Annotated in this window: 19 protein-coding genes; 9 read left to right on the top strand and 10 right to left on the bottom strand. The window is 68.1% G+C overall.

Features of this window, described 5'->3' with window-relative positions; genetic code table 11:
- Positions 1-146 precede the first annotated feature (146 nt).
- The 5 genes from ACWD04_RS11425 to ACWD04_RS11405 are packed head-to-tail and all read right to left on the bottom strand — an operon-like array spanning position 147 to position 5,465.
- Positions 147-1,511, bottom strand: a complete 1,365-nt coding sequence (locus ACWD04_RS11425; RefSeq protein WP_451130543.1) for an MFS transporter — start codon at positions 1,509-1,511, stop codon at positions 147-149.
- A gap of 55 nt (positions 1,512-1,566) precedes the next feature.
- Positions 1,567-2,490 carry an amidohydrolase family protein gene (locus ACWD04_RS11420; RefSeq protein ID WP_451130541.1) on the bottom strand — a complete coding sequence of 308 codons (924 nt, stop codon included), beginning with the start codon at positions 2,488-2,490 and terminating at the stop codon, positions 1,567-1,569.
- Between the two features lie 18 nt (positions 2,491-2,508).
- Positions 2,509-3,192, bottom strand: a complete 684-nt coding sequence (gene ligK, locus ACWD04_RS11415; protein WP_451130539.1) for a 4-carboxy-4-hydroxy-2-oxoadipate aldolase/oxaloacetate decarboxylase — start codon at positions 3,190-3,192, stop codon at positions 2,509-2,511.
- Positions 3,193-3,252: 60 nt separating this feature from the next.
- Positions 3,253-4,278, bottom strand: a complete 1,026-nt coding sequence (locus ACWD04_RS11410) for an amidohydrolase family protein (protein WP_451130537.1) — start codon at positions 4,276-4,278, stop codon at positions 3,253-3,255.
- The gene (locus ACWD04_RS11405; RefSeq protein WP_451130535.1) at positions 4,275-5,465 is read right to left on the bottom strand and encodes a 4-oxalomesaconate tautomerase; all 1,191 of its coding nucleotides are present in this window, start codon (positions 5,463-5,465) and stop codon (positions 4,275-4,277) included. Before ACWD04_RS11405 ends, ACWD04_RS11410 begins: the two co-directional genes overlap by 4 nt.
- A 375-nt stretch (positions 5,466-5,840) precedes the next feature.
- Here ACWD04_RS11405 and ACWD04_RS11400 point away from each other — a divergent pair, with 375 nt between their 5' ends.
- Complete coding sequence (locus ACWD04_RS11400; RefSeq protein WP_451130533.1) at positions 5,841-6,077, top strand: hypothetical protein; 237 nt, start codon at positions 5,841-5,843, stop codon at positions 6,075-6,077.
- A gap of 381 nt (positions 6,078-6,458) precedes the next feature.
- Here ACWD04_RS11400 and ACWD04_RS11395 read toward each other — a convergent pair whose 3' ends face one another.
- Positions 6,459-7,052: a TetR/AcrR family transcriptional regulator gene (locus ACWD04_RS11395; RefSeq protein ID WP_451130531.1), complete on the bottom strand. Its 594-nt coding sequence runs from the start codon at positions 7,050-7,052 to the stop codon at positions 6,459-6,461.
- Positions 7,053-7,187: 135 nt separating this feature from the next.
- Here ACWD04_RS11395 and ACWD04_RS11390 point away from each other — a divergent pair, with 135 nt between their 5' ends.
- On the top strand, positions 7,188-8,138 hold the full coding sequence (locus tag ACWD04_RS11390) for a TIGR03620 family F420-dependent LLM class oxidoreductase (RefSeq protein WP_451130529.1): 951 nt from the start codon (positions 7,188-7,190) through the stop codon (positions 8,136-8,138).
- A 138-nt stretch (positions 8,139-8,276) separates the two neighbouring features.
- Here ACWD04_RS11390 and ACWD04_RS11385 read toward each other — a convergent pair whose 3' ends face one another.
- Entirely contained in the window at positions 8,277-9,503 is a 1,227-nt protein-coding gene (locus tag ACWD04_RS11385; protein ID WP_451130527.1) for a metallophosphoesterase, read from the bottom strand.
- A 750-nt stretch (positions 9,504-10,253) separates the two neighbouring features.
- Between ACWD04_RS11385 and ACWD04_RS11380 the strand changes: the two genes are divergently transcribed.
- Positions 10,254-10,649 carry a hypothetical protein gene (locus ACWD04_RS11380; RefSeq protein ID WP_451130525.1) on the top strand — a complete coding sequence of 132 codons (396 nt, stop codon included), beginning with the start codon at positions 10,254-10,256 and terminating at the stop codon, positions 10,647-10,649.
- Positions 10,650-11,110: 461 nt separating this feature from the next.
- Positions 11,111-12,412, top strand: coding sequence for an LCP family protein (locus tag ACWD04_RS11375; RefSeq protein WP_451130523.1), 1,302 nt, complete (start codon positions 11,111-11,113; stop codon positions 12,410-12,412).
- A 67-nt stretch (positions 12,413-12,479) separates the two neighbouring features.
- On the opposite strand, the gene ACWD04_RS11370 is transcribed toward ACWD04_RS11375, so the two are convergent.
- Complete coding sequence (locus ACWD04_RS11370; RefSeq protein WP_451130521.1) at positions 12,480-12,743, bottom strand: GlsB/YeaQ/YmgE family stress response membrane protein; 264 nt, start codon at positions 12,741-12,743, stop codon at positions 12,480-12,482.
- A 102-nt stretch (positions 12,744-12,845) separates the two neighbouring features.
- Entirely contained in the window at positions 12,846-13,067 is a 222-nt protein-coding gene (locus ACWD04_RS11365) for a hypothetical protein (RefSeq protein ID WP_451130519.1), read from the bottom strand.
- A 544-nt stretch (positions 13,068-13,611) separates the two neighbouring features.
- On the opposite strand from ACWD04_RS11365, the gene ACWD04_RS11360 reads away from it, so the two are divergent.
- The 5 genes from ACWD04_RS11360 to ACWD04_RS11340 all read left to right on the top strand — a co-directional run bounded on the left by ACWD04_RS11360 (position 13,612) and on the right by ACWD04_RS11340 (position 21,490).
- Complete coding sequence (locus ACWD04_RS11360) at positions 13,612-14,952, top strand: hemolysin family protein (protein WP_451130517.1); 1,341 nt, start codon at positions 13,612-13,614, stop codon at positions 14,950-14,952.
- Complete coding sequence (locus ACWD04_RS11355; protein ID WP_451130515.1) at positions 14,949-15,962, top strand: hemolysin family protein; 1,014 nt, start codon at positions 14,949-14,951, stop codon at positions 15,960-15,962. The genes ACWD04_RS11360 and ACWD04_RS11355 overlap by 4 nt, the downstream gene beginning before the upstream one ends.
- 162 nt (positions 15,963-16,124) lie before the next feature.
- Positions 16,125-17,465 carry a hemolysin family protein gene (locus ACWD04_RS11350; protein WP_451130513.1) on the top strand — a complete coding sequence of 447 codons (1,341 nt, stop codon included), beginning with the start codon at positions 16,125-16,127 and terminating at the stop codon, positions 17,463-17,465.
- Positions 17,462-18,481, top strand: a complete 1,020-nt coding sequence (locus ACWD04_RS11345) for a hemolysin family protein (RefSeq protein ID WP_451130511.1) — start codon at positions 17,462-17,464, stop codon at positions 18,479-18,481. The genes ACWD04_RS11350 and ACWD04_RS11345 overlap by 4 nt, the downstream gene beginning before the upstream one ends.
- 957 nt (positions 18,482-19,438) lie before the next feature.
- The gene (locus ACWD04_RS11340; protein ID WP_451130509.1) at positions 19,439-21,490 is read left to right on the top strand and encodes an APC family permease; all 2,052 of its coding nucleotides are present in this window, start codon (positions 19,439-19,441) and stop codon (positions 21,488-21,490) included.
- 242 nt (positions 21,491-21,732) lie between these two features.
- On the opposite strand, the gene ACWD04_RS11335 is transcribed toward ACWD04_RS11340, so the two are convergent.
- Complete coding sequence (locus tag ACWD04_RS11335) at positions 21,733-22,044, bottom strand: hypothetical protein (RefSeq protein WP_451130507.1); 312 nt, start codon at positions 22,042-22,044, stop codon at positions 21,733-21,735.
- Positions 22,045-22,208: the final 164 nt, after the last annotated feature.

Raw genomic sequence — 22,208 nt, 5'->3', positions numbered from 1 at the left:
GGGGGGGGCCGCTCCCCCGCCCCCTCCCTCCTGTGTTTCGGCGTGGTCTCGGGCTGCGGGCCTCGCCGCCCGGCCGGGGGGGGGGGGGCGCCCCGCCCCCCCCCCCCCCCCCCACCCCGAGCTGTGCCTGTCGTGATCCCGGCGCTTCAGGATGCCGCCTGGACGGCCTTCTGCTTCTCCTGCGCCGCCAGGCGTCGGCGGCGCGTGGCCGGGCCGAAGAGGGCCAGCACGATGGCTCCGGCGGTCCACGTTCCGGCGATGAATATGAAGACCGCCTCGTAGCCGACGCCGTTGTAGATGCCGGCGATCATCAGCGGGCCGACTGCGTTCGACAGCCGTCCCAGGCCGTAGGCGATGCTGGTGCCGAGCGAACGGCCGCGGGTGTCATAGAGTTCTGGCGAGTACGCGTAGGCCAGGGCGGTGTAGCCGCGCTCGAAGAGGTTGACCAGGAACCCGAAGACGACGATCAGTACCGGGGTGAAGGTCAGTCCGTACATCAGGCCGGACGCGGCGATGATCAGCCCGAATACCACCAGGCACCACTTGCGCTCGAACCGGTCGGTGACCATCGCCGCGAGGAAGGAGCCGAGCGGGGCGCCCACCGTCGTCAGGGCGACGTAGAAGATCGAGTCCTCCACACTGACGCCCTCGGCGGCCAGCAGTGTCGGCGCCCAGCTGGAGTAGCCGAAGAAGCCGATGGTCTGGGTGATCCACAGGACCGACAGCAGGATCGTGGGGAACAGGAACTTCCGGTCCTTGAGCATGCCCAGACCGGTCCTGCCTGCCGGGACCTGGGGCTGCGGGTCATGAGCGGGAGGCAACTCGCCGTGTTCGGCTACCGCGCCCGCCTCGATCCGCTCGAGGACGGAGTCGGCCTCCTCGTGGCGGCCTCGGGACTCGAGCCACAGCGGGGACTCCTCGAGTTTCCGCACGAAGAGCAGGAACAACACGCCGAGCGAGCCCCATAGGTAGACCAGGCGCCAGGACCAGTCGGACATCGGCACGACCATGGAGGCGATGAGGTTGGTGACGGGTGTGCCGCAGATGCCGATGGTGATGGCGTATGCCTGGAATTTGCCACGCTTGGCCCGTGGGTAGAGCTCGCTGATGTAGACGACGGCGACGACGGTCATCGCGGACAGGCCCGCCGAGGTCAGTACGCGGAAGACGCCGAGGGACCAGATGTCCCAGGCGAAGACGCATGCGAAGGACCACACGGTGAACCACAGCGTGGTCAGGGTGAGCGTGCGCCTGCGTCCCAGCCGGTCGGCCAGTCCGCCGCCGACGACAGCCCCGATGAACATGCCGACGAAGGACAACGAGGTCACATAAGCGATGTTATTGACATCGGCACCCCAGTGTTCGCGTACCACGGGGGCCGTGATGGCGAAGGTGTTGATGTCCGCGAACTCGAAGAAGTAGGCGAACGCCACCGCACAGAGGGTGGTCTTGTGGAATCTCGATATGGGCAACCGGTCGAGCCGGTTGGCCGCGTTGGTGGTGTGCTGCACTGCACGCTCCTGGGGAGGGGGACGCGGCACCGTTGCCGGGCCGAAGGTCTTGCGGTCAGCCGGCCTCTGCGGGCCAGTACAGACGACGGGGGTTGTCGACCAGCAGGGCCCGCTGCCGGGCAGGTGTCGTGGCGACATGCGGGATGTGGTCCACGAGCAGGCCGTCGTCGGGCATGTGGTTCTTGAGGTTGGGGTGGGGCCAGTCGGTGCCCCACAGAACCCGGTCGGTGAACTCGTCGACGACCTTGCGTGCGAACGGCACGACATCGCGGTAGGCCTGGCGCTCGCCGCCCAGGGCGGGCGGTCCGCTGACTGTCAGGCGCTCGGGGCATGAGACCTTGACCCAGACGTCGTTGGTCTCGACGAAGCGCAGGAAGCGCGCGAATTCGGGCCCGTCCGGGCTCAGGGTGACGTCGGGACGGCCCATGTGGTCGATGACGAGCGGAACCGGCAGGGAGGCGAAGAACGTCTCCAGGTCTGCCAGGTCCGGAGCTTCGAAGTAGAGGACGACGTGCCATCCCAGCGGGGCGATCCTGCGGGCGATGGTCGTCAGCGCCTCGGTGGGCGCGGCGTCCACCAGGCGTCGGACGAAGTTGAAGCGCACACCCCGCACTCCCGCGTCGTGCAGGCGCCGTAGTTCCTCGTCGCTCACGTCGGGACGAACGGTGGCCACCCCGCGGGCCAGGTCGCCTGCCGTGCGCAGGGCATCCACGAGAGCGCTGTTGTCAGCACCGTGGCAGGTGGCCTGCACGATGACGTTGCGCTCGATGCCGAGGTGGTCGCGGAGGGCGAACAGGTCGTGCTTGGAAGCGTCGACGGGCGTGTACTTGCGTTCGGCCGCAAAGGGGAACTCGGCGGCGGGGCCGAATACGTGGCAGTGGGCGTCCACAGCCCCCGCCGGCAGGGCGAAGGCGGGCTTGGCGGGGTCGTGGTACCAGTCGAGCCAGCCGGGGGTGACGGTGAAGACCTGGTCAGTCATCGAATGCTCCTCGTGCCGTCAGTCGACGTAGGTCAGGCCGAGCTCGGCCAGGGGCCCGCGCATGGCGTACATGTCCAGGCCCAGTTCTCCTGCCTTGAACCGTTGTCGCTTACTCTCCTCGACGGCCTCACGCCCGGCGGCGGCCTCGGCGACCGCGGCGGCCCGGGCGGCGGGGACCACTACGACGCCGTCGGCGTCAGCGATGATCACGTCACCCGGGTTGACCAGGGCGTTGGCGACAACGACGGGAACGTTGACCGAACCGAGCGTGGCCTTGACGGTGCCCTTGGCGTTGACGGCACGGGCGAAGACGGGGAAGTCCATCTGCCGCAACTCGTCGACGTCGCGGCAGCCGCCGTCGATGACCAGCCCCATGGCTCCGCGGGCGCGCAGGGAGGTGGCGAGCAGTTCACCGAAGAAGCCGTCCTCGCTCTCGGTGGTGCAGCCGGCGACGACCACGTCGCCCTCCCGCACCTGCTCGGCGGCCACATGCAGCATCCAGTTGTCGCCGGGCTGCAGCAGCACGGTGACAGCGGTTCCGCAGACTTTCGCACCCTCGTAGACAGGCCGGATGTAGGGACGCAGCAAGCCGAGTCGGCCCATGGCCTCATGGACCGTGGCGACGCCGAAGCGGGACAGCGCCTCGACCGCCGCGCGGTCGGCGCGGTCTGTGTTCCGGTGGACGATTCCGAGTTCGTGCATGGTGTGGCTCCTTGCGCTGTCGTGCGTGATCGAAGGCCTGGGCTGTGGGTGGGCCGGGGGTCAGCGGCCCTGGGCAGTCAGGCGGACGTCCAGACGGGGGTGGACACGCCGGGCATTCCCCTCCTCGATCGCGGTCAGTTGTTCGCCTGACAGGCCCGCGTTCTCCAGGTAGCGGCGGGTGTCGTCGAAGTGATGGCCGGTGTGCGGGTCGATGCCACGCACGGCCCCGATCATCTCGGAGGCGAAGAGGATGTTGGCATGCGGAACCACGTCCAGCAGCAGGTTGATGCCTGGCTGGTGGTAGACGCAGGTGTCGAAGAAGACGTTGCGCAACAGTGACTCCACCGCCTCCGGCTTACCGAGCGCCTGCGCCAGGCCCCGGAAACGTCCCCAGTGGTACGGCACGGCGCCGCCGCCGTGCGGGATGATGAGACGCAGCTCAGGGAAATCGGCGAACAGGTCCCCGCCCAGAAGCTGCATGAACGCGGTGGTGTCGGCGTTGAGGTAGTGCGCCCCGGTGGTGTGGAAGGCCGGATTACAGCTGGTGGAGACGTGCACCATGGCCGGTACGTCCAGCTCGGTGAGCTTCTCCCACACCGGGTACCAGGAACGGTCGGTCAGCGGTGGTGCGGTCCAGTGGCCACCGGAGGGGTCCGGGTTGATGTTGACGGAGACGGCGCCCAGCTCCAGCACGGCACGTTCGAGTTCGGGGATGACGGTGGCCGGATCGGTTCCCGGTGACTGCGGCAGCATGGCTCCGGGGGCGAATCGCTCGGGGTACAGCTCGCTGACGCGATGGCACAGGTCGTTGCAGACGCGGGCCCAGGCGGAGGAGGTGGCGTAGTCGCCGATGTGGTGGGCCATGAACGAGGCGCGTGGTGAGAAGACGGTGACGTCGATGCCGCGATCGTCCATCAGACGCAGCTGGTTGGTTTCGACGGACTCGCGGATCTGGTCGTCGCTGATGACGGGCCCGGTCGGACGGGGTGACTGGGCCGGGTCGGTGAGCGCGGCGGTCTGGGCCTCCCGCCAGACCCCCAGCTGGGCGGGCGCCGTCGTGTAGTGGCCATGGACGTCGATGATCACGCGGCGTTCTCCTGAAAAGTAGCGGGGGCGGGATCCCAAATGGATCGGGGGACGAGCAGATCGCCGGCCATGATGAGCCGGGCGGTGCGCAGCAGCGCGGAGCGCGTGACGAGCTGGGGGTCACTCGGGTCGGTGCCGAGGGTGACACTGAACTCGCCGGACGGGTGCTCGACGCAGACGGTGGGCTCCGTGCCGGACACGTCGGCGGCGACGTCGCGGGCGACGCTGCCTTCGAGTACGCAGGCGGTCGCGGCCGTGACGGCCGCCAGCACGCCGATGGACTGGTGGCACACCCGGGGGATGAGGCTGCGCGTGGAGAGGGTGCCTCCCTGCTGCGGCGGCGCCACCAACGTCATCTTCGGGTAGTTCTTCTCCGTGACGTCACCCAGGCCCATGGCTTCGCCGCAGACCAGGCGCAGGGCCTCGACCCGTGCCTTGAGCCGGTCGTCGGCGTCGATCTGTGCCGGTGTCTCGTAGCCGGTGGCGCCCAGGCGCCCGGCCGCCACGATCACCAGGGGCTGGCCGTTGTCGATCAGGGTGACCTCGACGGCGCCGGTTCCGGGTACGTCGACGGTGTCGCGCGTGCGCCCGGTGGGGAGCAGGGAGCCCGCGACGGAGCCGGCTGTGTCCAGGAACCCGATCTCGACCGGAGCGGCGGAGCCGGGGACACCGTCGATGCGGGCCTGGCCGCGGTAATCGACGTGCCGCGTACCGTCGGGTCCTTTCGGGGTGGCGACGGTGATGTCGGCGACCATCGCGGTGTTGCGGGTGCGGACGCGGGCTGTGGTGCGGTCGGTGTCGGGGACGACCATGCCGGTCTCGACGGCGAACGGCAGCACGGCGGCCAGCATGTTGCCGCAGTTGGAGGAGGTGTCGGCGGTGTCCCCGCCGGGCTGCACCTGGACGAAGGTCCACTCCACATCGATGCCGGGTTCCGTTCCCGGCCCCACGATGCCGGCCTTGCTGGTCAACGGGTGCCCGCCGCCGATGCCGTCGATCTGGCGCGGATCGGGTGATCCCAGTGCGGCCAGCAGTACGGCGTCTCGGAGCCTGGTGTCCTCGGGCAGCAGTCGCGCGTCGAAGAACGGCCCCCGTGACGTGCCGCCTCGCATGAACAGGCAAGGAAGCGCGGTCTGGGAGCCGTGACGGTGCACCCCGCGGCTCCGGGCAACTGCTTCGGCAGGCATCGGTCACTCCTCGGTGAATTGGGGGTATGCAGGGAAGCTAGGTCATCAACCAGATTGTTGACAAGATGTTTGAAGAAATTTCAGAACGTCCTCGGCTGGAGCCCCCGTGGCCTGGGCTCCGCCTGCGCCGACCTGCCGGCGAGAAAGGGGAAGGAGTTGACGGACAAGCTGACGGGTGCAGCCGGACGCCAGTACATGACCGAAGCCATCAGGAATTTCACGTGCTCAGGGGATCTGGGGCCCGGGAAGCGACTTGTGAGAGAGTGACTCGCCGAGTGCTGTCGGACTACCCGCAGTGCCGTTTGCTGGGCTCAGCAGAACTGGCCGCCGAGATCGCAGGGATCGTCCCCCGTCGCGGCGGCCCGCATCCGGGCGGTGTCCGTGGCCGAGGCCGGTGCCACGCAGAAGACATCCGGCGTCCGCTGGGCATTCGCCGCGATGGTCCGGGTCGGGGTGGTCGCGCAGGTGGCTGAGTACTACCGGGGGACGGATCTCGTAGTCATCGCCGAGGGACGCATCGGTGGCCTACGACTCGTCGCGAATGACCGTACGTTCAGGACCGGCGCCGGGCCGCTCGTGTCCGGCGGCACCGTGGCCCCGACGATGCCATGACCGGACGCGCGACATACCTCGACGACCTGGAAGGCGAGGGGCCGAGCTTCTCCGTAAGCGCGGCGTAACCGCGTGATGACGGGGGCGGCCCGTCGCCGGGAGGGTGGCGGGCGGTCCCTTCGCCGACCCCCGGCAACGCGCCGCCGCCGTCGACCGCCTCACCTTCGGCGGCACCGTCATCGAGAGTGAGGGTCCAGCCGCCGGTGGGATGCACCGCCACACCGCGCTTGGCTGGGTCGCCTACGCCGGACGGGACTGGGCCGAGTACCTCGCCGCCCGAGCTGAGGACGAGGCCGACAAACGGGTGAGGAAGGAGTGTCGGCATACAAGCTGACGCGCACCGGCCGGTACGAGCTCACGTGCAGAGCACGCGGAGATCACTTACCCGCCCCGGTGCGGTGTCCCGTGTATGGCGTCAAGCATCAGAGCCAGCAGCCGCTCGGGCTGTCCGCGGTCCGAGCGGTGGGCCGTGGACAGTGCGATTCCGACGACGAGTTGAACCAGGTCGTCGGCGGCCAGGTCGACGCGAGCTGTGCCCAGCTGCTGAGCCCGAGTGAGCAGACCGGCCGCCGCGTCCAGGATCAGTTGATGACAGTTGAGGCCCAGCGCGCCGGGTTCGTCGACCATCAGGGCGCTCCCCATGCCGTGGTTGGCACGGGCATGAGCCAGGAATGCGCGCAGCCATTGAGCCAGGGCGTCGTCGGCGGAGTCCGAGGTGAGCAGCCCTTCCGCCTGCTCGCACAGTGTCTCGACCCGGTCCCTGAGTACGGCGGTGAGCAGGGCCGAACGGTTCGGAAAGTGCCGGTAGAGAGTCCCGGGCCCCACTCCGGCCCGGCGGGCGATCTCGTTGAGAGACGCTCCGGGGCCGGCTTCGGCGAACACTTCCCACGCCGTGGCAACAAGGCGTTCCCGGTTGAGTCGCGCGTCGGTGCGCCGCGGTGGTTGAGCGGAGGTAGGGCTTTGCCTGGGCCTCATCGTCCTGTCCTCCTGCCCTTCGGTCATCTCCCGCATCTACCGCTTCTTCACGGTGTAGCCAAGCGGAGAACTTCTCCGTATCGTAGCGGACTGAAACCGGAGAGGTTCTCCGGAATGTTGGCGTGAGGAGCGCAGATGCCGGACGGCACACGGAGCGAGCTCGGCCAGGTCGGGATCTGGACCTTTTCCTATGAAGGACAGCCCGCCGGGATCGTGCGCGAATCAGCTGCGGAGATGGAAGAGTTGGGTTACGGAGCCATCTGGTACGGGGAATCGTTCGGCCGCGACACGGTGGGCCAGGCGTGGCTGCTGCTGTCGGCAACCCGTCGCATCTCCGTCGCGTCCGGTATAGCCAATATCGCCTTCCGGGACCCGATCGCCACCGCCACCGCGGCGCGCACGCTCGGCGAGGCCTTCCCCGGGCGCTATGTACTCGGCCTGGGCGGGCACCGGGTCGACGACACCGTGCATCAACTGGACGGCTATCCCATGCCGGCCCGCGGCCGAGCGGTGACCACGATGCGCACCTATCTGGAAGCCATGGACGCCGTACCCGCCCATGGCCCGATACCTGACCCGGCTCCGCGCCGCGTACTGGCCGCCCTCGGCCCGAAGATGCTTGCGCTGGCCGCCGAACGCACCTGGGGCGCGCACCCGTATTTCGTACCTGTCGAGCACACCGCACGGGCACGCCGGATCATGGGGCCGCACGCGTTTCTCGGGGTCGAGCAGGCCGTCGTACTGGACACCGACCTCGGCCGGGCCCGGGAGGCGGCCACGGCACACGTCGCCGCATACGTCTCCACGGCACCGCACCAGGAGGCGAACGTGCGACGGCTCGGTTTCGGCGACGAGGACATCGTCGGCGGCCCCAGCCGACGGCTGGTGGACGCGATCGTCGCCTACGGGGACACGGACGTGATCCGCCGACGCGTTCAACAGCACCTCGACGCAGGAGCCGACCACGTCTGCCTGCAAGTACTGACCGCCGACCCTGCGGTACTGCCGGAGCGCGAATGGCGCGAGCTCGCCCCAGCCCTTGTGCCCCGTCAGCTTCGGAAGGCCGCTCCACATACGCAGCCCTGACCGCAGGCGGACAGTGGCCCGTTGCGAGTGTCAGGTGTGCGCCTGTGGCATGGCTGTGAATACCGGGAACGACTGCCGCGGCGAAGGGGGGAGTCTCGATCACAGCTCATCCGGAGAGCCGGTTACCGGAGGCCCCGCTCACAGGGGTGGTGCGGGAGGCCGCTGCGGGGAGCGGAGTACGAGCAGGGTGATCTCGCTGGGGGCGAAGACGCGGAACGGCGGGCCCCAGAAACCGGTGCCGCGGCTGGTGTACAGGAGGGTGCGGGTGCCGTGGCGGCTGAGGCCGGCGAGGGCGGGCTGGTCGATGCGGACGAGGTGGTGGAAGGGCCAGATCTGGCCGCCGTGGGTGTGGCCCGAGAGCTGGAGGTCGATGCCGCCTGCTGCGGCCCGGTCGACGAACTTGGGCTGGTGGGCCAGGAGCAGGACGGGCAGGTCGGGGTCGGCGCCGTTCAGGGCTCCGGCGAGGTGGGCGCGGTGACCGGGCAGGCCGGAGGACTCGGCGGTGACGTCGTCCACGCCGGCGACAACAAGGGTGTCGCCGCCGCGTTCGAGCAGCAGATGACGGTTGCGCAGCGGCTCCCAGCCCAGCTCGTCCATCAGGTCGACCCAGCCCTGGGCCTCGCTGTAGTACTCGTGGTTCCCGGTGACGTAGACCCGGGCCCGGGTGGCCTGCACGGTGCCGAGGGGAGCGGCTTGGGCGCGGCGGCGTTCGGCCGTGCCGTCCGCGATGTCGCCGGTGTGGCAGACCAGGTCGGCCTCAAGTGTGTTGACCTTCGCGCAGACCCTCGCCGACCAGCGGGCACGGTCGAGCGGACCGTAGTGGGTGTCGGTGATGAGGACGACGCGGGTGCCATCCAAGCCGGCCCCCAGGCGCGGGAGTTGTACGTCGAGCTGGCGCACCCGTGGCACCCGGCGGGCCTCGGCGTACCCCCAGGCGAGCAGCACGGCGGCTACGCCGAGGACTACCCAAGTGACGATCCGGGCCCGGTACTGCCCGTCGCCTACGCCGGTCACGGTCAGGGCGAGGCGCAGCAGGACGCCGAGCAGGACGGACCAGGTGAACAGTACCCAGCTGACTCCGAGGAGGGTGTCTCCGATGATCGCCGCCCAGTCCTGCTGTCGCCGGCCGTGCCCGCGCGCCATCGCGAGCGGCATAACGATCAGACCGAGGACGAACAGGGCGGTGCCGCCCAGCGCCACGGGAGGCGGCCAGTGCTGGCCGGCGTGCAGCAGCACCCAGCAGGGCACAGTCCACAGCAGGACGGGGGCGATCAAAGGGATGTAACGCATCAGGCGGCGCAGTCGACCCTGATGGGTCGCATGCGCCGCACCGTCCACGGACCGGGTTTCGCTGGTGTCGGTCACGCTTCCCCTCCTCAAGTAACCAGACTGCCGGCGCGCACTGTACCCGGTCGCCGCTGGACCCGGTCGCGTAATGCCACGTCCCGCAGCTGCTCGCGTCGGTGGGGACAGGCCCGGGCGCGGCCGCCAGGGATCGGCCCGTTCGGCTCAGTCCTCCCCGACGCCTGGCCAGGACCAGACCGGCTCCCGCTTCTCCACGCAGCTACCAGCTCACAGGAAACAACCCCACCGACCCTCAGCACCGCTGCACACTTCAACTGCGGTGATCGGTGCCCGCATCCTCAACTGTCCCGCGCAAGCCTCTGACCCGCCCCCCGGGGCGCGGCCGGTTCATTGCACTTCAGCAGCTCGCGGTACGCACATGGTGGATCGGCGACTGCCCGTACGGTAGTTCAGGACCTTTGGCCCCGGTCCGGCATGTGGGGAGACTTGCAGCCTCTGCCTTCGCCAGGCCGTGCAAACGTGCCAACTGGCACACCAGGACACGGGCCCGTGTCCGGCCTGTAACGAACAGGGGAACCGCTTATGGCTGCGTGGGGCGGCCCATCTCTGCCGTGAAGAGCGGCGGGTCACTGTCGAACCCGCGAATCATCTGCCGGAACTTCCACGCCCGGGAAGCCTCCCGTACGAGCTCGCCTTCGACGAGGTTCCTCGTCATCATCAAGGACCGGTACATCCACGGATACCGGATGCCCAAGGCGAAGTTCCTCGAGAAGTCCGATCCACTTCCGTCCAGTTGGGGGGCAGACGGGTATGAGAACACAGATCAAGATGACCGAGGTCGAGGGGTCGTTCAGGACACGCCTCACGTCGACCCAGACCGACCTGATGCTCGAGGCGCTGCGGACGCTTCAGGGGCGGGGATACTCCGACGAGGCTCTCGCCGTACAGCTGAGCGCCGGTCAGGAGGAGATCGACCGTCTGGCCGAAAGGCTCAAGGGTGATCACAAGACCACCCGCGACTTCACTCTGACCGCGCGCGAACTGCATGTCATCCACTCGGCGCTGACCTCGGTGGCCACGACGTTCATCTCGAGGGACGGGTTCTCCGAAGAGGGGTTCTACAACAAGACAAGCTTCTTCAGGGAGAACTTCGACGCGATGGCGTTGAGCATCGTCAGGGCTGTCGACGAAGCGACGACACCGTAGGTGACGTGATCGGTGGGCCGCACTCTTTCCAAGGGTGCGGCCCACCTGCATCGCGGTCGGTGGCGTCACGTACCCCCGCCGCATTCCAGCCCACGCTCTCACCGACTTCATCCGCACCCGCCTCGCACAGGAAGCCGCCGCCTGATGACCACACCCCGAGACACCAGCACCTCCCGCCGCGTACGCGCCAACGGCTCAATGCGGCGATCGCCCTGTTCCTTGTTCTGGAGGCCGCCACCTACGGATGAGTGGCCGCATGCGGTGACGAATCAGGCTTCCTTCTACACGGCTGTAGAGTTCAGGGGCCGCGAGCGGCGGTCGAGATGCACGAGCGTGAGGGCCCGGAGGTCGGCAGGGTGGATACGAAGGACAGCGGGCGGCATGGTCGCCGAACACAGCCGTCCCGGCGTCGCGGGGGCGGAGAAAGGCCGGGGCGGCTGACCCGGCGCGGGCGAATAGCGATGTGGGTCGGCGGGGCGGTGGCCGTGCTCGTGCTGGCGACGGCCGGCACGGTGGCCTGGGTTTACCAAGGGCTTGACGGGAACATCAGCTCCGCCGGAGTGGACAACAAGCTGGGGGTCGACCGGCCGGTCAACCAGAGTCCGGGCTCAAAGAACATCCTGGTGGTGGGGTCCGACTCCCGGGACGGCGAGAATGCGAAATACGGCAAGGGTCTGACCACCATGCAGTCGGACACGTTGATGGTCATGCATCTGTCCGCGGACAGGAAATGGGCCACGGTGGTGTCTTTGCCGCGGGACTCCTGGGTGAGCATTCCGGCCTGCGAACACGGCAACGGGACCATGTCCACGCCGCAGCAATCCAAGATCAATGCGGCCTTCGCCATCGGGGGATCGAGCGGCGAGGTCTCAGGAGCCGCTGCCTGCACGATCAAGACGGTGGAGCAGACCACCGGATTGCATATCGACCACTTCATGTCCGTCGACTTCCAGGGCTTCAAGGGCATGGTCAACGCCCTCGACGGCATCGAGGTCTGCCCCAGGGCGGCCATACACGACGACAAGGCACACGTGGACCTGGAGGCCGGCTGTCAGACCGTCAAGGACGAAGAGGCCCTCGGATACGTGCGCACCCGTTACGGCGTCGGTGACGGCTCGGACATCGGACGTATCGGCCGCCAACAGGAGTTCATGGAAGCCCTCGCTGCCAAAGCCAAGGACAAGCTCACCAGTCCGACCGCTCTGTACGGCTTCCTGGACTCGGCCACCAAGTCCCTGACAACGGACGAGAAACTGGCGGGGATCAAGCCGCTGTCCGGCCTCGCGAACGAGATCAAGGACATCCCGGGCGACCGGCTGACCTTCCTTACCGTGCCGAACTACGGACGTGAGGCGGACGTACCCAGCGACAAGGCCAACGTGGTCTGGCAGTATCCGCAGGCCGCCGACCTGTTCACCTCCCTGGCCGAAGACCAGGAGGTCGACGAGGAGAAGCTGGAGGCCGACGCCAAGGGGCCGGTCTACGCCGCTACGGTGCGCGTGCAGGTCCTCAACGGCAGCGGAGTGCCCGGCCAGGCCGCCAAGGTCGCCGAAACGCTGAGGACCGCGGGCTACGGCATCACCGGCACCGGTAACGCGCCGGCCTCCGCGGAGAAGACCACGGTCACCTACCCCCAGGGCCTCGAAGCACAGGCCGGGGTCCTCGCCTCCCGGGTATCCGGTGCCGAGACAAAGCCCGATGTGGAGAGCACGCCGGGCATCGTCACCCTCATCGTGGGAACGGATTTCACCGGCATCCGCTGACAGTCACGCAGACGGGCCGGCGGCTCAATGCCGCAGGCCCACCTCTTCAGCTCCTGCCGGGGTGTCGTCAGTGCCGGGACTTCAGGCGGTCGAGCGCGGCGACACCCGCGACGGCGAGAGCGATCTGGATCAGCCATTCGATCCAGTCGATGCCCTCGGAGTCCGCGACGCCAAGGGCGGCAGCGATGGCGGAGCCGACGAGGGCGGCGACGATACCCACCACGATCGTCCACAGGATGCCGATACGCTGCCGGCCTGGCAGGACGAGCCGTCCCAGCGCGCCGATGACGACGCCGATCACCATTGCGCTGATGATGCCGGAGATCTCCATGGCTGCCCCTCGGTTCGCCACCTGATGTGTGTCTGGGCGAGTACCCCGCCTATGACAGGTCGAACTCGTGGGGCGGCAGGTCCAAGGTACCCGCTGGTCTGCTTACTTGGCCGCCGCGTCCAGGGCCGCCAGTGCCTGCGCCCAACGGACGTACTTCAACTCGGCGAGGTCCGCCACCGTCTTGACGCCGAACGCCTCCTGGAGCAGCTCGCCGTCCCGGTCCGAGACGCCCTTCAGGGCCCCGACAGGAGCGGCGAGTACCTCGGGCAGGCTCTTGTCCGTCCACGCCTTGTCGAGCACCTTGTCCAGGTCGATCGAAGTCATGTAAATCCTCCAGAGACGTGAGTGATTGGCCGGTCGGCCTCGCACTCTCTACACTCGTGTAGAACCATACGGCTCGGCAACCCGCCTGGCCGGATTCCGGCGCGTCTCGCGGGGAAAGTCCGAAACAAGTCTCCGAGGAAACAAATCGCCCATGCCTACGCACGGTTGCCTACTTACGGCGCGGACTTGCAGACCGCAGCCGCCGCATCGTGGACTCCAGCGCGTTCACCAGCGCCGTGTTCTGTCTCGTCGCGGCGAACGCCGAGAGTGGCCTGGCGGCGCCCCGACGGTCCTGTGCATGCCAGGACGCCGGGCAGGCGGCGCCGGCGAGAGTGTGAGATTGCGGGTGGGGAAGGCTCCGGTGCGGAACCATCCCGCATCCAAATTTACTATCTCTTTACTATGGTGTTGGGGACACTGGTTCTCAGCAGCTTCATCGAACCGAGCAGAGAAGGAGTGAGCGACCCGTCATGGGTGAGCCTCCCAGTACGAACCGTGCCACTGCCTGCCCACACCAGGTGAGCCAGGATGCGGGGGTGGCACGGTGACCGAGGTACTTCTCCTGACCCTGGCTCTTGCCCTCACCTTGGCCTGCGCGCTGTTCGTCGCGGCTGAGTTTTCTTTGACCACGGTGGAACGCGGTGACCTGGAGCGCGCCGTCGCGGCGCAGGAGCGTGGCGCCGACAGCGCGCTCAAGGCCGTGCGTGAGCTGACATTCCAGCTGTCCGGCGCCCAGCTCGGCATCACCGTCACCTCGCTCGTGATCGGCATGCTCGCCGAGCCCTCGCTCGCCACGCTGCTGCGCGGCCCCCTCGAAGCCATGGGGCTCGGCGCAGCCGCGTCCTCCGTAGCGACGATCCTGGGCGTGGCGCTCTCCACGGTCGTGCTGATGGTCGTCGGCGAGCTGGTGCCCAAGAACTGGGCGATCTCCCGCCCGCTTGCCGTCGCCAAGGTGGTGGCCGCCCCACAGCGAGGCTTCACCGCCGCCTTCGGGCCCTTCATCCACCACCTGAACACCACCGCGAACCGCTTCGTACGACGCCTCGGCCTGGAGCCGGCCGAGGAGCTGGCCTCCGTCCGCAGCCCCTCCGAGCTGGCCTCGCTCGCCCGGCACTCGGCCGCGGAGGGCGCGATCGAGGCGGACTCCGCCGAACTGTTCGTACGCACCCTGCACCTGGGCGAGCTGACCGCCGAGAACGTCATGACCCCGCGTATCGACGTGCGGGCGCTGGAGGCCCACGCCACCGCCGCCGATGCGGCCAATCTGACGTACGCCACCGGACTTTCCCGTTTCCCCGTCTACCGCGACAGCCTCGACGAGGTCATCGGAACCGTCCACATCCGCGACGTCCTCGCCCTCGACCCCGACAAGCGACACGTGACGCCGGTCACCGAACTTGCGACCGAGCCATTGCTGGTCCCCGATTCGCTGCCCGCCGACCGTCTTCTGGAGCGGATGCGCGCGCACCGCACGATGGCCGTGGTCGTCGACGAGTACGGCGGTACAGCCGGCGTCGCGACCGTGGAGGACATCGTCGAGGAGGTCGTCGGCGAGGTCCGCGACGAGCACGACCCCGCCCAGGCCCCCGATCTGCTGCCGGCCCCGCCCACCGCGGACGGCCGCGCGACCTGGGAGGCGGACGGCGGCGTACGGATCGACGAACTCGCCCGAATCGGGCTGACCGCCCCCGACGGGCCGTACGAGACCGTGGCCGGCCTGGTGGCCACCCGCCTCGCACGCATCCCTGTCGAAGGCGACTCGGTCGTCCTCGACGGCTGGCAGCTGGACGTCCTGGATGTCGAGCACCACCGGGCCGACCGTGTGCACATCACTGAACCCGCAGTTGTCCCGCACCAGGCAACCGCTGAGGAGATGGCCCGATGACCGTGCTCCAGCTGGCCATCGGCGCTCTGACCCTGCTGACCAACGCTTTCTTCGTGGGCGCCGAGTTCTCCCTGATCTCCGTACGCCGCAGCCAGATCGAGCCGCAGGCCCACGCGGGCCACAGACGTGCCCGCCTCACCCTGTGGGGGCTCCAGCACATCTCCGCGATGATGGCCACCGCGCAACTCGGCATCACCATCTCCTCGCTGGTCCTGGGCGCCGTCGCCGAACCCGCCATCGCCCATCTGCTTGAGCCGGGCTTCGAAGCGGCACACGTCCCGCACGGCCTGGTCCACCCGATCGCCTTCGTGATCGCGCTGACCGCCGCCACGTATCTGCACATGCTGATCGGCGAGATGGTGCCCAAGAACATCGCGCTCGCCGCCCCGGTAAGGACCGCGCTGCTGCTCGGCCCGCCCCTCGTTGCCCTCACCCGAGCACTGCGTCCCGTCATCTTCTCCGTCAACGCCTTCGCCAACGCGCTACTGAAATTGCTGAAGGTCGAGCCGAGGGACGAAGTCGCATCCGTTTTCACCGACGACGAGCTGGCGCGTATGGTCCGGGACTCCAGCGAGGCCGGTCTGCTCTCACCGGCCGACGGCGAGCGCCTGCGCGACGCCCTGGAGTTGGGCACGAGGCCAGTCGGCGAAATCTTTGTCCCCGGGCCGAAGATGGTCACCGTCGACCACACCATCACCCCGGCCCAACTGGAGCGGACCGCAGCGGCAGCCGGATTCTCCCGCTTCCCTGTCACCGGCCCCACCGACGCCGTCCTGGGCTACCTCCACATCAAGGACACCCTCGGCGTGACCGACCGGGACAAGCCCTTCGCGCGCACAGCCCTGCACGCGGTCACCCGCGTCCGCATCGACACCCCGCTCGACGACACCCTCACCGCGCTGCGCGCCGCTGACAGCCACCTCGCGGCGGTCACCGGCGACCAGGGCACGGTTCTTGGCTTCGTCACCATGGAAGACGTTCTGGAAGAACTCGTCGGTCCGGCAGCCTGACGAACCGCGCGGCCCAGTAGGGCCCCACCGATACTGGGCCGGGGAACTCCGCTTCCCCAGCAGGCCCGCCGTCCTCATTCGCACCACCCCTTTGAAGGAGCACGTCTTGTCCGCCAGTCCGACGGACCTTGTGGGTCCCAGGCACCGTTCCGGGGTTGCTCGATGAACGCCGTACTCGGCCTGCTGGCCGTCCTCGTCCTGACCGCGGGAACCGGCTACTTCGTCGCCCAGGAATTCGCGTACGTCGCCGCCGACCGCCTCGCCCTCGCCCGTGAGGCCGCCGCAGGTGACAAGCGCGCCGCCCGCGCCGTGAAGGTCCTCGAACGGCTCTCTTTCATGCTCTCGGGCGCCCAGCTGGGCATCACCGTCACCGGCCTGGTCGTCGGCTTCATCGCCGAGCCGTCCGTCTCGGCCCTGCTGCGCCCCGCGCTGAACAGCACCGGCCTCTCGGATGGCGCGGTCTCCGCGATTTCGGTGACGCTCGCCTTCGTCATGGCCACGGTCGTGCAGATGGTGCTCGGTGAGCTGGCTCCCAAAAACCTCGCCCTCGCCGTCCCCGAGCGACTCGCGAAGTCCCTGTCGGCCTCCACCCTCGCGTATCTCAAGGTGGTCGGCCCGGTGGTGCATCTCTTCGACGCCGCGGCCAACAAACTGCTGCGCAGGGTCGGTATCGAGCCGGTCGAGGAACTCCACCACGGCGCGACCCTGGAAGAGCTCAGCCACCTGATCGGCGAGTCCCATGAGCAGGGCCAGCTGCCCCGTGCCAACGCCGAGCTTCTCGACCACGCGCTGGAGTTCTCCGACCGCACCCTGGACGAGGTCATGGTGCCGAGTGTCGATGTCGCCTACGTGCGAGCAGACGCACCGGCCACCGAAGTCGTGCAGCTGATCGCCAAGCACGGCCACTCCAACTACCCCGTCACGGGAGAGCGCCACGATGACATCAAGGGCGTCATCGGGGTACGCGAGCTGATGAGGCTGCCACATGCCCGTTTCGGGCAGCTCACCGCCGGTGAGCTGGCCAGGCGACCGCTGCTGCTTCCCGACACGCTGCCGCTGCCGGGCGCCGTCGAGCAGATGCAGGAGCACAAGCAGGAATTCGCGGTCGTCCTCGACGAGCATGGCGGCTTCGCGGGGATCGTCACCTTCGAGGACATCGCCGAAGAGCTGGTCGGCGACATCGCCGACGAGTCCGACCAGGTCATCGAGATCGCCGCGGCCAACGGAAACGGGTGGCTCGTGGACGCCGGGCGCCGCTTGGACGAGATCGCCGAAGCCACCGGCATCGAACTGCCCGAGGAGGATGACTACGACACCGCCGCCGGTCTCATCGTGCACCGACTTGGCCGCTTCCCTGCCATCGGAGACCGCCTCACCGTCGGTCCGGTTCTCATCGAGGTCCGCACCCTGGATCGTCACGTCCCCGACCGCATCCGCCTGGAACGCTTGCCGGATTCCGCCGTCGACACAGTTGTCCCGACCGGCGAGGAGCCGACCGCATGAGCTTCCCCCTGGCCCTCTTCATCACCCTCCTCCTACTGCTCGGCAGCGGCTTCTTCGTCGCGGCCGAATTCGCCTTGGTGGCTGCCAGACGACACCGCATGGAACGTGCCGCCGACCAAGGGCAACGCGGCGCCAAGTCGGCCCTGGCAGGGATGAAGGAGCTGTCCCTGATGCTCGCCGGCGCCCAGCTCGGCATCACGATCTGCACCCTGGGCCTGGGATCAATCTCCAAGCCGGCCATCTCCCATGAGCTCGACCCGGTCCTGGAGAGGCTCGGCCTGCCCAGCGGCCTGAGTTACGGCATCGCCTTCGCCGTCGCGATGATCGTGGTCGTCTTCCTGCACATGGTTCTCGGCGAAATGGCCCCCAAATCCTGGGCCATCGCACACCCCGAACGCTCCGCCATGCTCCTCACCCCTCCGTTCCGGGCCTTGATCCGTCTCGTACGCCCGCTGATCTGGCTGCTCAACAAGGTCAGCAACGCACTCGTACGCATGTGCCGGGTCACCCCGCGGGACGAACTGGCCTCCGTGCACAACCGGGAGCAGCTCACCCACCTGGTCGAGGAGTCCGAGCGCCTCGGGCTGATCAGTGCGACCGACTCCGGACTGATCACCCGCTCACTGAGCGAACCGCAGACCCCGGTAGCCCAACTCCAAGTGCCTGCGGAACAGATCAGTTACGTCGAAGCGGATGCCGGCACAGACGCGGTCCTTGCCACGGCGGCAGCTGCTGATCACACCCGCCTTCTTGTACGCGACGGAGCAACCGTCCTCGGCTCGGTACATGCCCGTGACGCCCTGGTCGCCCGCGCCCAAGGCCGTCCATCGACGGCCCGCGACCTCGCCCGGCCTGTCCCGGAACTGGCCCCCGGTGACACAGTGGCCCACGCAGTGGAGCAACTCCAGCACCGCAGAGCCTCCCTCGCCGTCGTGCGGGACACGGAGGGCCGACTGACCGGCCTGATCAGCCTGGATGACCTCATCGCCAGACTGATGGGTACGCAGACGGTGTAAAAGGTCCCAACTAAGGCGTTGGACGCGTCCGTGGGTGCTGCGGCAGGGCGCGAGGCGGACGAAGGCTCGAGGAAGGTTTTGTGGATGCCGTCGCGTCGTCCCCAGCAGAACCGAGGGCTACGGAAGCCGTCGAGTCAGCCAGCGGTCCGCTTGACGACCCACCTGCGGACCCCGGTCCGGAACCGTGCGGAACACCGCGGCGGCGATCCCCGGTGTCACACCCAGCGCCCAGGCCGGCGGCACTCATTGTGGTCGTAGCCGCAGTCACCACTCGTGCTGCTCGGTGTGGGCAACCAGCAGCACGGCGAGGGGGCTTGGTGCCATCCGACCAGTCGACCACCTGCCGATCCCGACGACTTCGGTTCCGACAACCGACTTGCCTCATGAACGCCTGGACCTTCGGTCATCCCCCTGCCGACCGTGATCCTGCTCATCTCCAGGTCAAGCTCGACCAGCACTGAGATCCCAAGGTCCCGCTGACTCGCCTTGGCTCATTCAGAGAAGGCTGCACCGTGGCTCGCCACCTCGACGGTGCTCGCGGAATAGCTCCGGCCACGAATCTTTACCTGTACCAGTCCGCGGCAGGATGACACCGTGGCCGATGTGCCCGCCTTCGGGGAAGGTGCGTAGCCCCCCCGGTGGGTACGCACCTGCTGTACCGCCCCCGGCCCGCTCGTGGAGCCCCGTCTGCGCCCGTTACCTCGTGAGCGTGCTTGAGCGCCATGTGGGCCTCGACCACTCCGCCCATCTTCTCCGCCCAGAACGGGTGGATGGACACGGCGGTGCTGAGGCCGTCGTCGAGAGACCACTCTCAAGGCTCATCGGAGGTTCGCCCTGCCCTGCGCGCCGCTGTCATGTGTATGGTCCGCATGGCAAACGGGGCTCTGATTCGAGGGTGTACCCGTGTCGGCTGCACACCGGCCGGGCTGTCGGGGGCAGCCGGTTTACGATCGCGCCGTGCCGACGGCGATCGAGGTTCTCAAGCGTCTGGTCATCGGGCGTGCCCGGCGGAGTGAGGATCTGGGTGAGACGCTGCTGCCGAAGCGGATCGCGCTGCCGATCTTCGCGTCCGATCCGCTTTCCTCCGTGGCGTACGCCACGCAGGAGATCCTGTTGGTCCTCACCCTGGGAGGGCTGGCCTATCTGCACTTCACCCCGTGGATCGGGGGTGCGGTCGTCGCTCTGATGACGGTGGTGGTGCTCTCCTACCGGCAGGTCGTCCGCGCCTATCCGAGCGGCGGCGGGTCGTACGCGGTTGTCTCGACGAATCTGGGCCCGTCCGCCGGCCTGGTGGTCGGGGCCTCGCTGCTGGTGGACTACGTGATGACCGTGGCGGTCTCGGTGGCCTCCGGGGTGGACAACATCATCTCGGCGCTGCCCTCCCTGGCCGGCTACCGAGTGCTGATGGCGCTGGGTTTCGTGGGCCTGCTCACCGCGCTGAACCTCCGGGGTTTGCGCGAGTCCGGCCGGTTGTTCGCCGCTCCCACCTATCTCTTCGTCGGCGGTATGCTGATCATGATCAGCACCGGACTGCTGCGCTATGTGCTGGGCGATGCCCCGGTCGCGGAGAGTTCCGGTTACGGGATCACTCCCCAGAAGAGCGACCTGGATCTGGCCGGACTCGCACTGGTCATGCTGGTGCTCCGCGCGTTCTCCAGCGGCTGCACGGCGCTGACGGGTGTGGAAGCGATCTCCAACGGTGTGCCGGCGTTTCGCGAGCCCAAGTCACGCAACGCCGCGAACACACTGGCCGCGATGGGCATCATCGCCGTCGTCCTGTTCGTCGGCGTGACCACGCTCGCGGTCGTGGCCAAGGTGCACATCGCCGACGACTCGTGCCGGCTGACCGGGCTGCCCGACTGCGCCGGCTATACGCAGCGCACCGTCATCGCGCAGCTCGCCGCTGCCGTGTTCGGCGGGATCGACAGCTTCGGCTTCTATTACATCCAGGCAGTGACCGCCCTGATCCTGATCCTGGCGGCGAACACCGCCTTCAACGGCTTTCCGCTGCTCTCCTCGATCCTCGCCCAGGACAGCTACCTTCCAAGACAGCTCCACAACCGCGGCGACAGACTCGTCTTCTCCAACGGCGTCATCGCCCTGGCAGTCGTCGCCGGGCTCCTGCTGTACGGCTTCGAGGCCAACGTCACCAGTCTGATCCACCTCTACATCCTTGGCGTCTTCACCTCCTTCACCCTCTCCCAGACTGGCATGGTCCGGCACTGGAACAGCGCACTGCTTTCCGAGGCCGACCCCGTTCGTCGCCGCCGTCAGCACCTGGCCCGTGTCGTCAACTCCACCGGCGCTCTCGTCACCGGGCTGGTCCTGGTCATCGTGCTTGCCACCAAGTTCACTGAGGGCGCGTGGCTGGCCGTCGTCGCTGCGATCGTGCTGTGGCTGATGATGCGGGGCATCCGACGCCAGTACGACCGGACCTTTGCCGAACTCGCCGTGACCGACCCGCGGCAGGACAGCATCCCGCCTTCGCGGGTCCTGGCCGTCGTGCTCGTCTCCACCCTCCACAGGCCGACCCTGCGTGCCCTCGCCTACGCCCGCGCCTTCCGGCCCGACCACCTCGAAGCACTCACCGTCGCCGTCGACCAGGAGTCCTTGTCCACCCTTCGCAGGCAGTGGAACGATTTCGATATCCAGGTCCCTCTGACAGTGCTCTGGTCCCCCTACCGCGAAATCACCAGACCGGCAGTGCAATACGTACGCTCCATCCGCCGCGACGGACCCAACGACGTCATCGCCGTCTTCATCCCCGAGTACGTCGTCGGCCACTGGTGGGAGAACTTCCTGCATAATCAGACAGCCCTGTGGCTCAAGAGCCGCCTGCTCTTCACTCCTGGGGTCACCGTGACCAGCGTCCCCTGGCAGTTGTCCTCCGCCACCGCCCCCAGACGGCCGATCGCCCGCGCCCCCGGCTCGGTCCGCCGCGGAGAACCCCCCAACACGACCGGACACATCACGGCACACGCCACATCACAACTACCCGACACGAAATGACCACACGAGTCCAGCGATCCAGTCCTCCCAGCGGCTGCGGCTGATGCCCTGTCCCCGCTCAGCCCGGATCCCGGGGCTTGACACTTCGCGACCTCAGACGCATCGGTGGGGTGAGTAGTTGACGAGGACCAGGTGTATTTCGAGGCCGACTGGCACTTCCCTGGCGACCTTGGCCAGGAATTTCTTGAAAGTCGGCTGCCCGATGGCGCCGGTGCAGTGAGCCGAACACTTTTCCCGGTGATCTACCCGCGCTCGGCCAGGCGTTTCGCCCGCGAACGCACCCCCTTGATCTTCGCGGGCACCGCTTCCAGCCCCAGGGCCACCGCGCGTTCCTTGGCCCGCACTCTGCCTCGGCCGGCTCCGGCCTCGGTCTCCACCGAGATGATCCGCTGGTAGTCCGGCGCGAGGACCGTCCTGGCCAGCCGCCCGCTCTGGCAGGGAACCGGTGATCCCGTCACCGCGGCGGCCACCGCGTTCTCCTCCACCGTATCCATGCCCCGGCCAGCCGGCACCTCTACCACCTCTTCCCGGGCGATGACCAGCCGCTCGACCACTCGCTCGGCCTCTTCGAGCGCGGCCGCGATCCTCGCGGCTTCCTCTCGCGCGCGAGGATCACGTCGTAGCCGAGCTCCTCCGCTTCGGGGCGATGGCTGGAGAGCGAGAGCTTCCGTTGCCCGTTCCGGTATGGGGCGCGCTTCGGTCATTCAAGGCTCTCCAG

The sequence above is a fragment of the Streptomyces sp. NPDC002911 genome (assembly GCF_053591835.1).
This window is presented reverse-complemented; position numbering and strand designations above follow the sequence as displayed.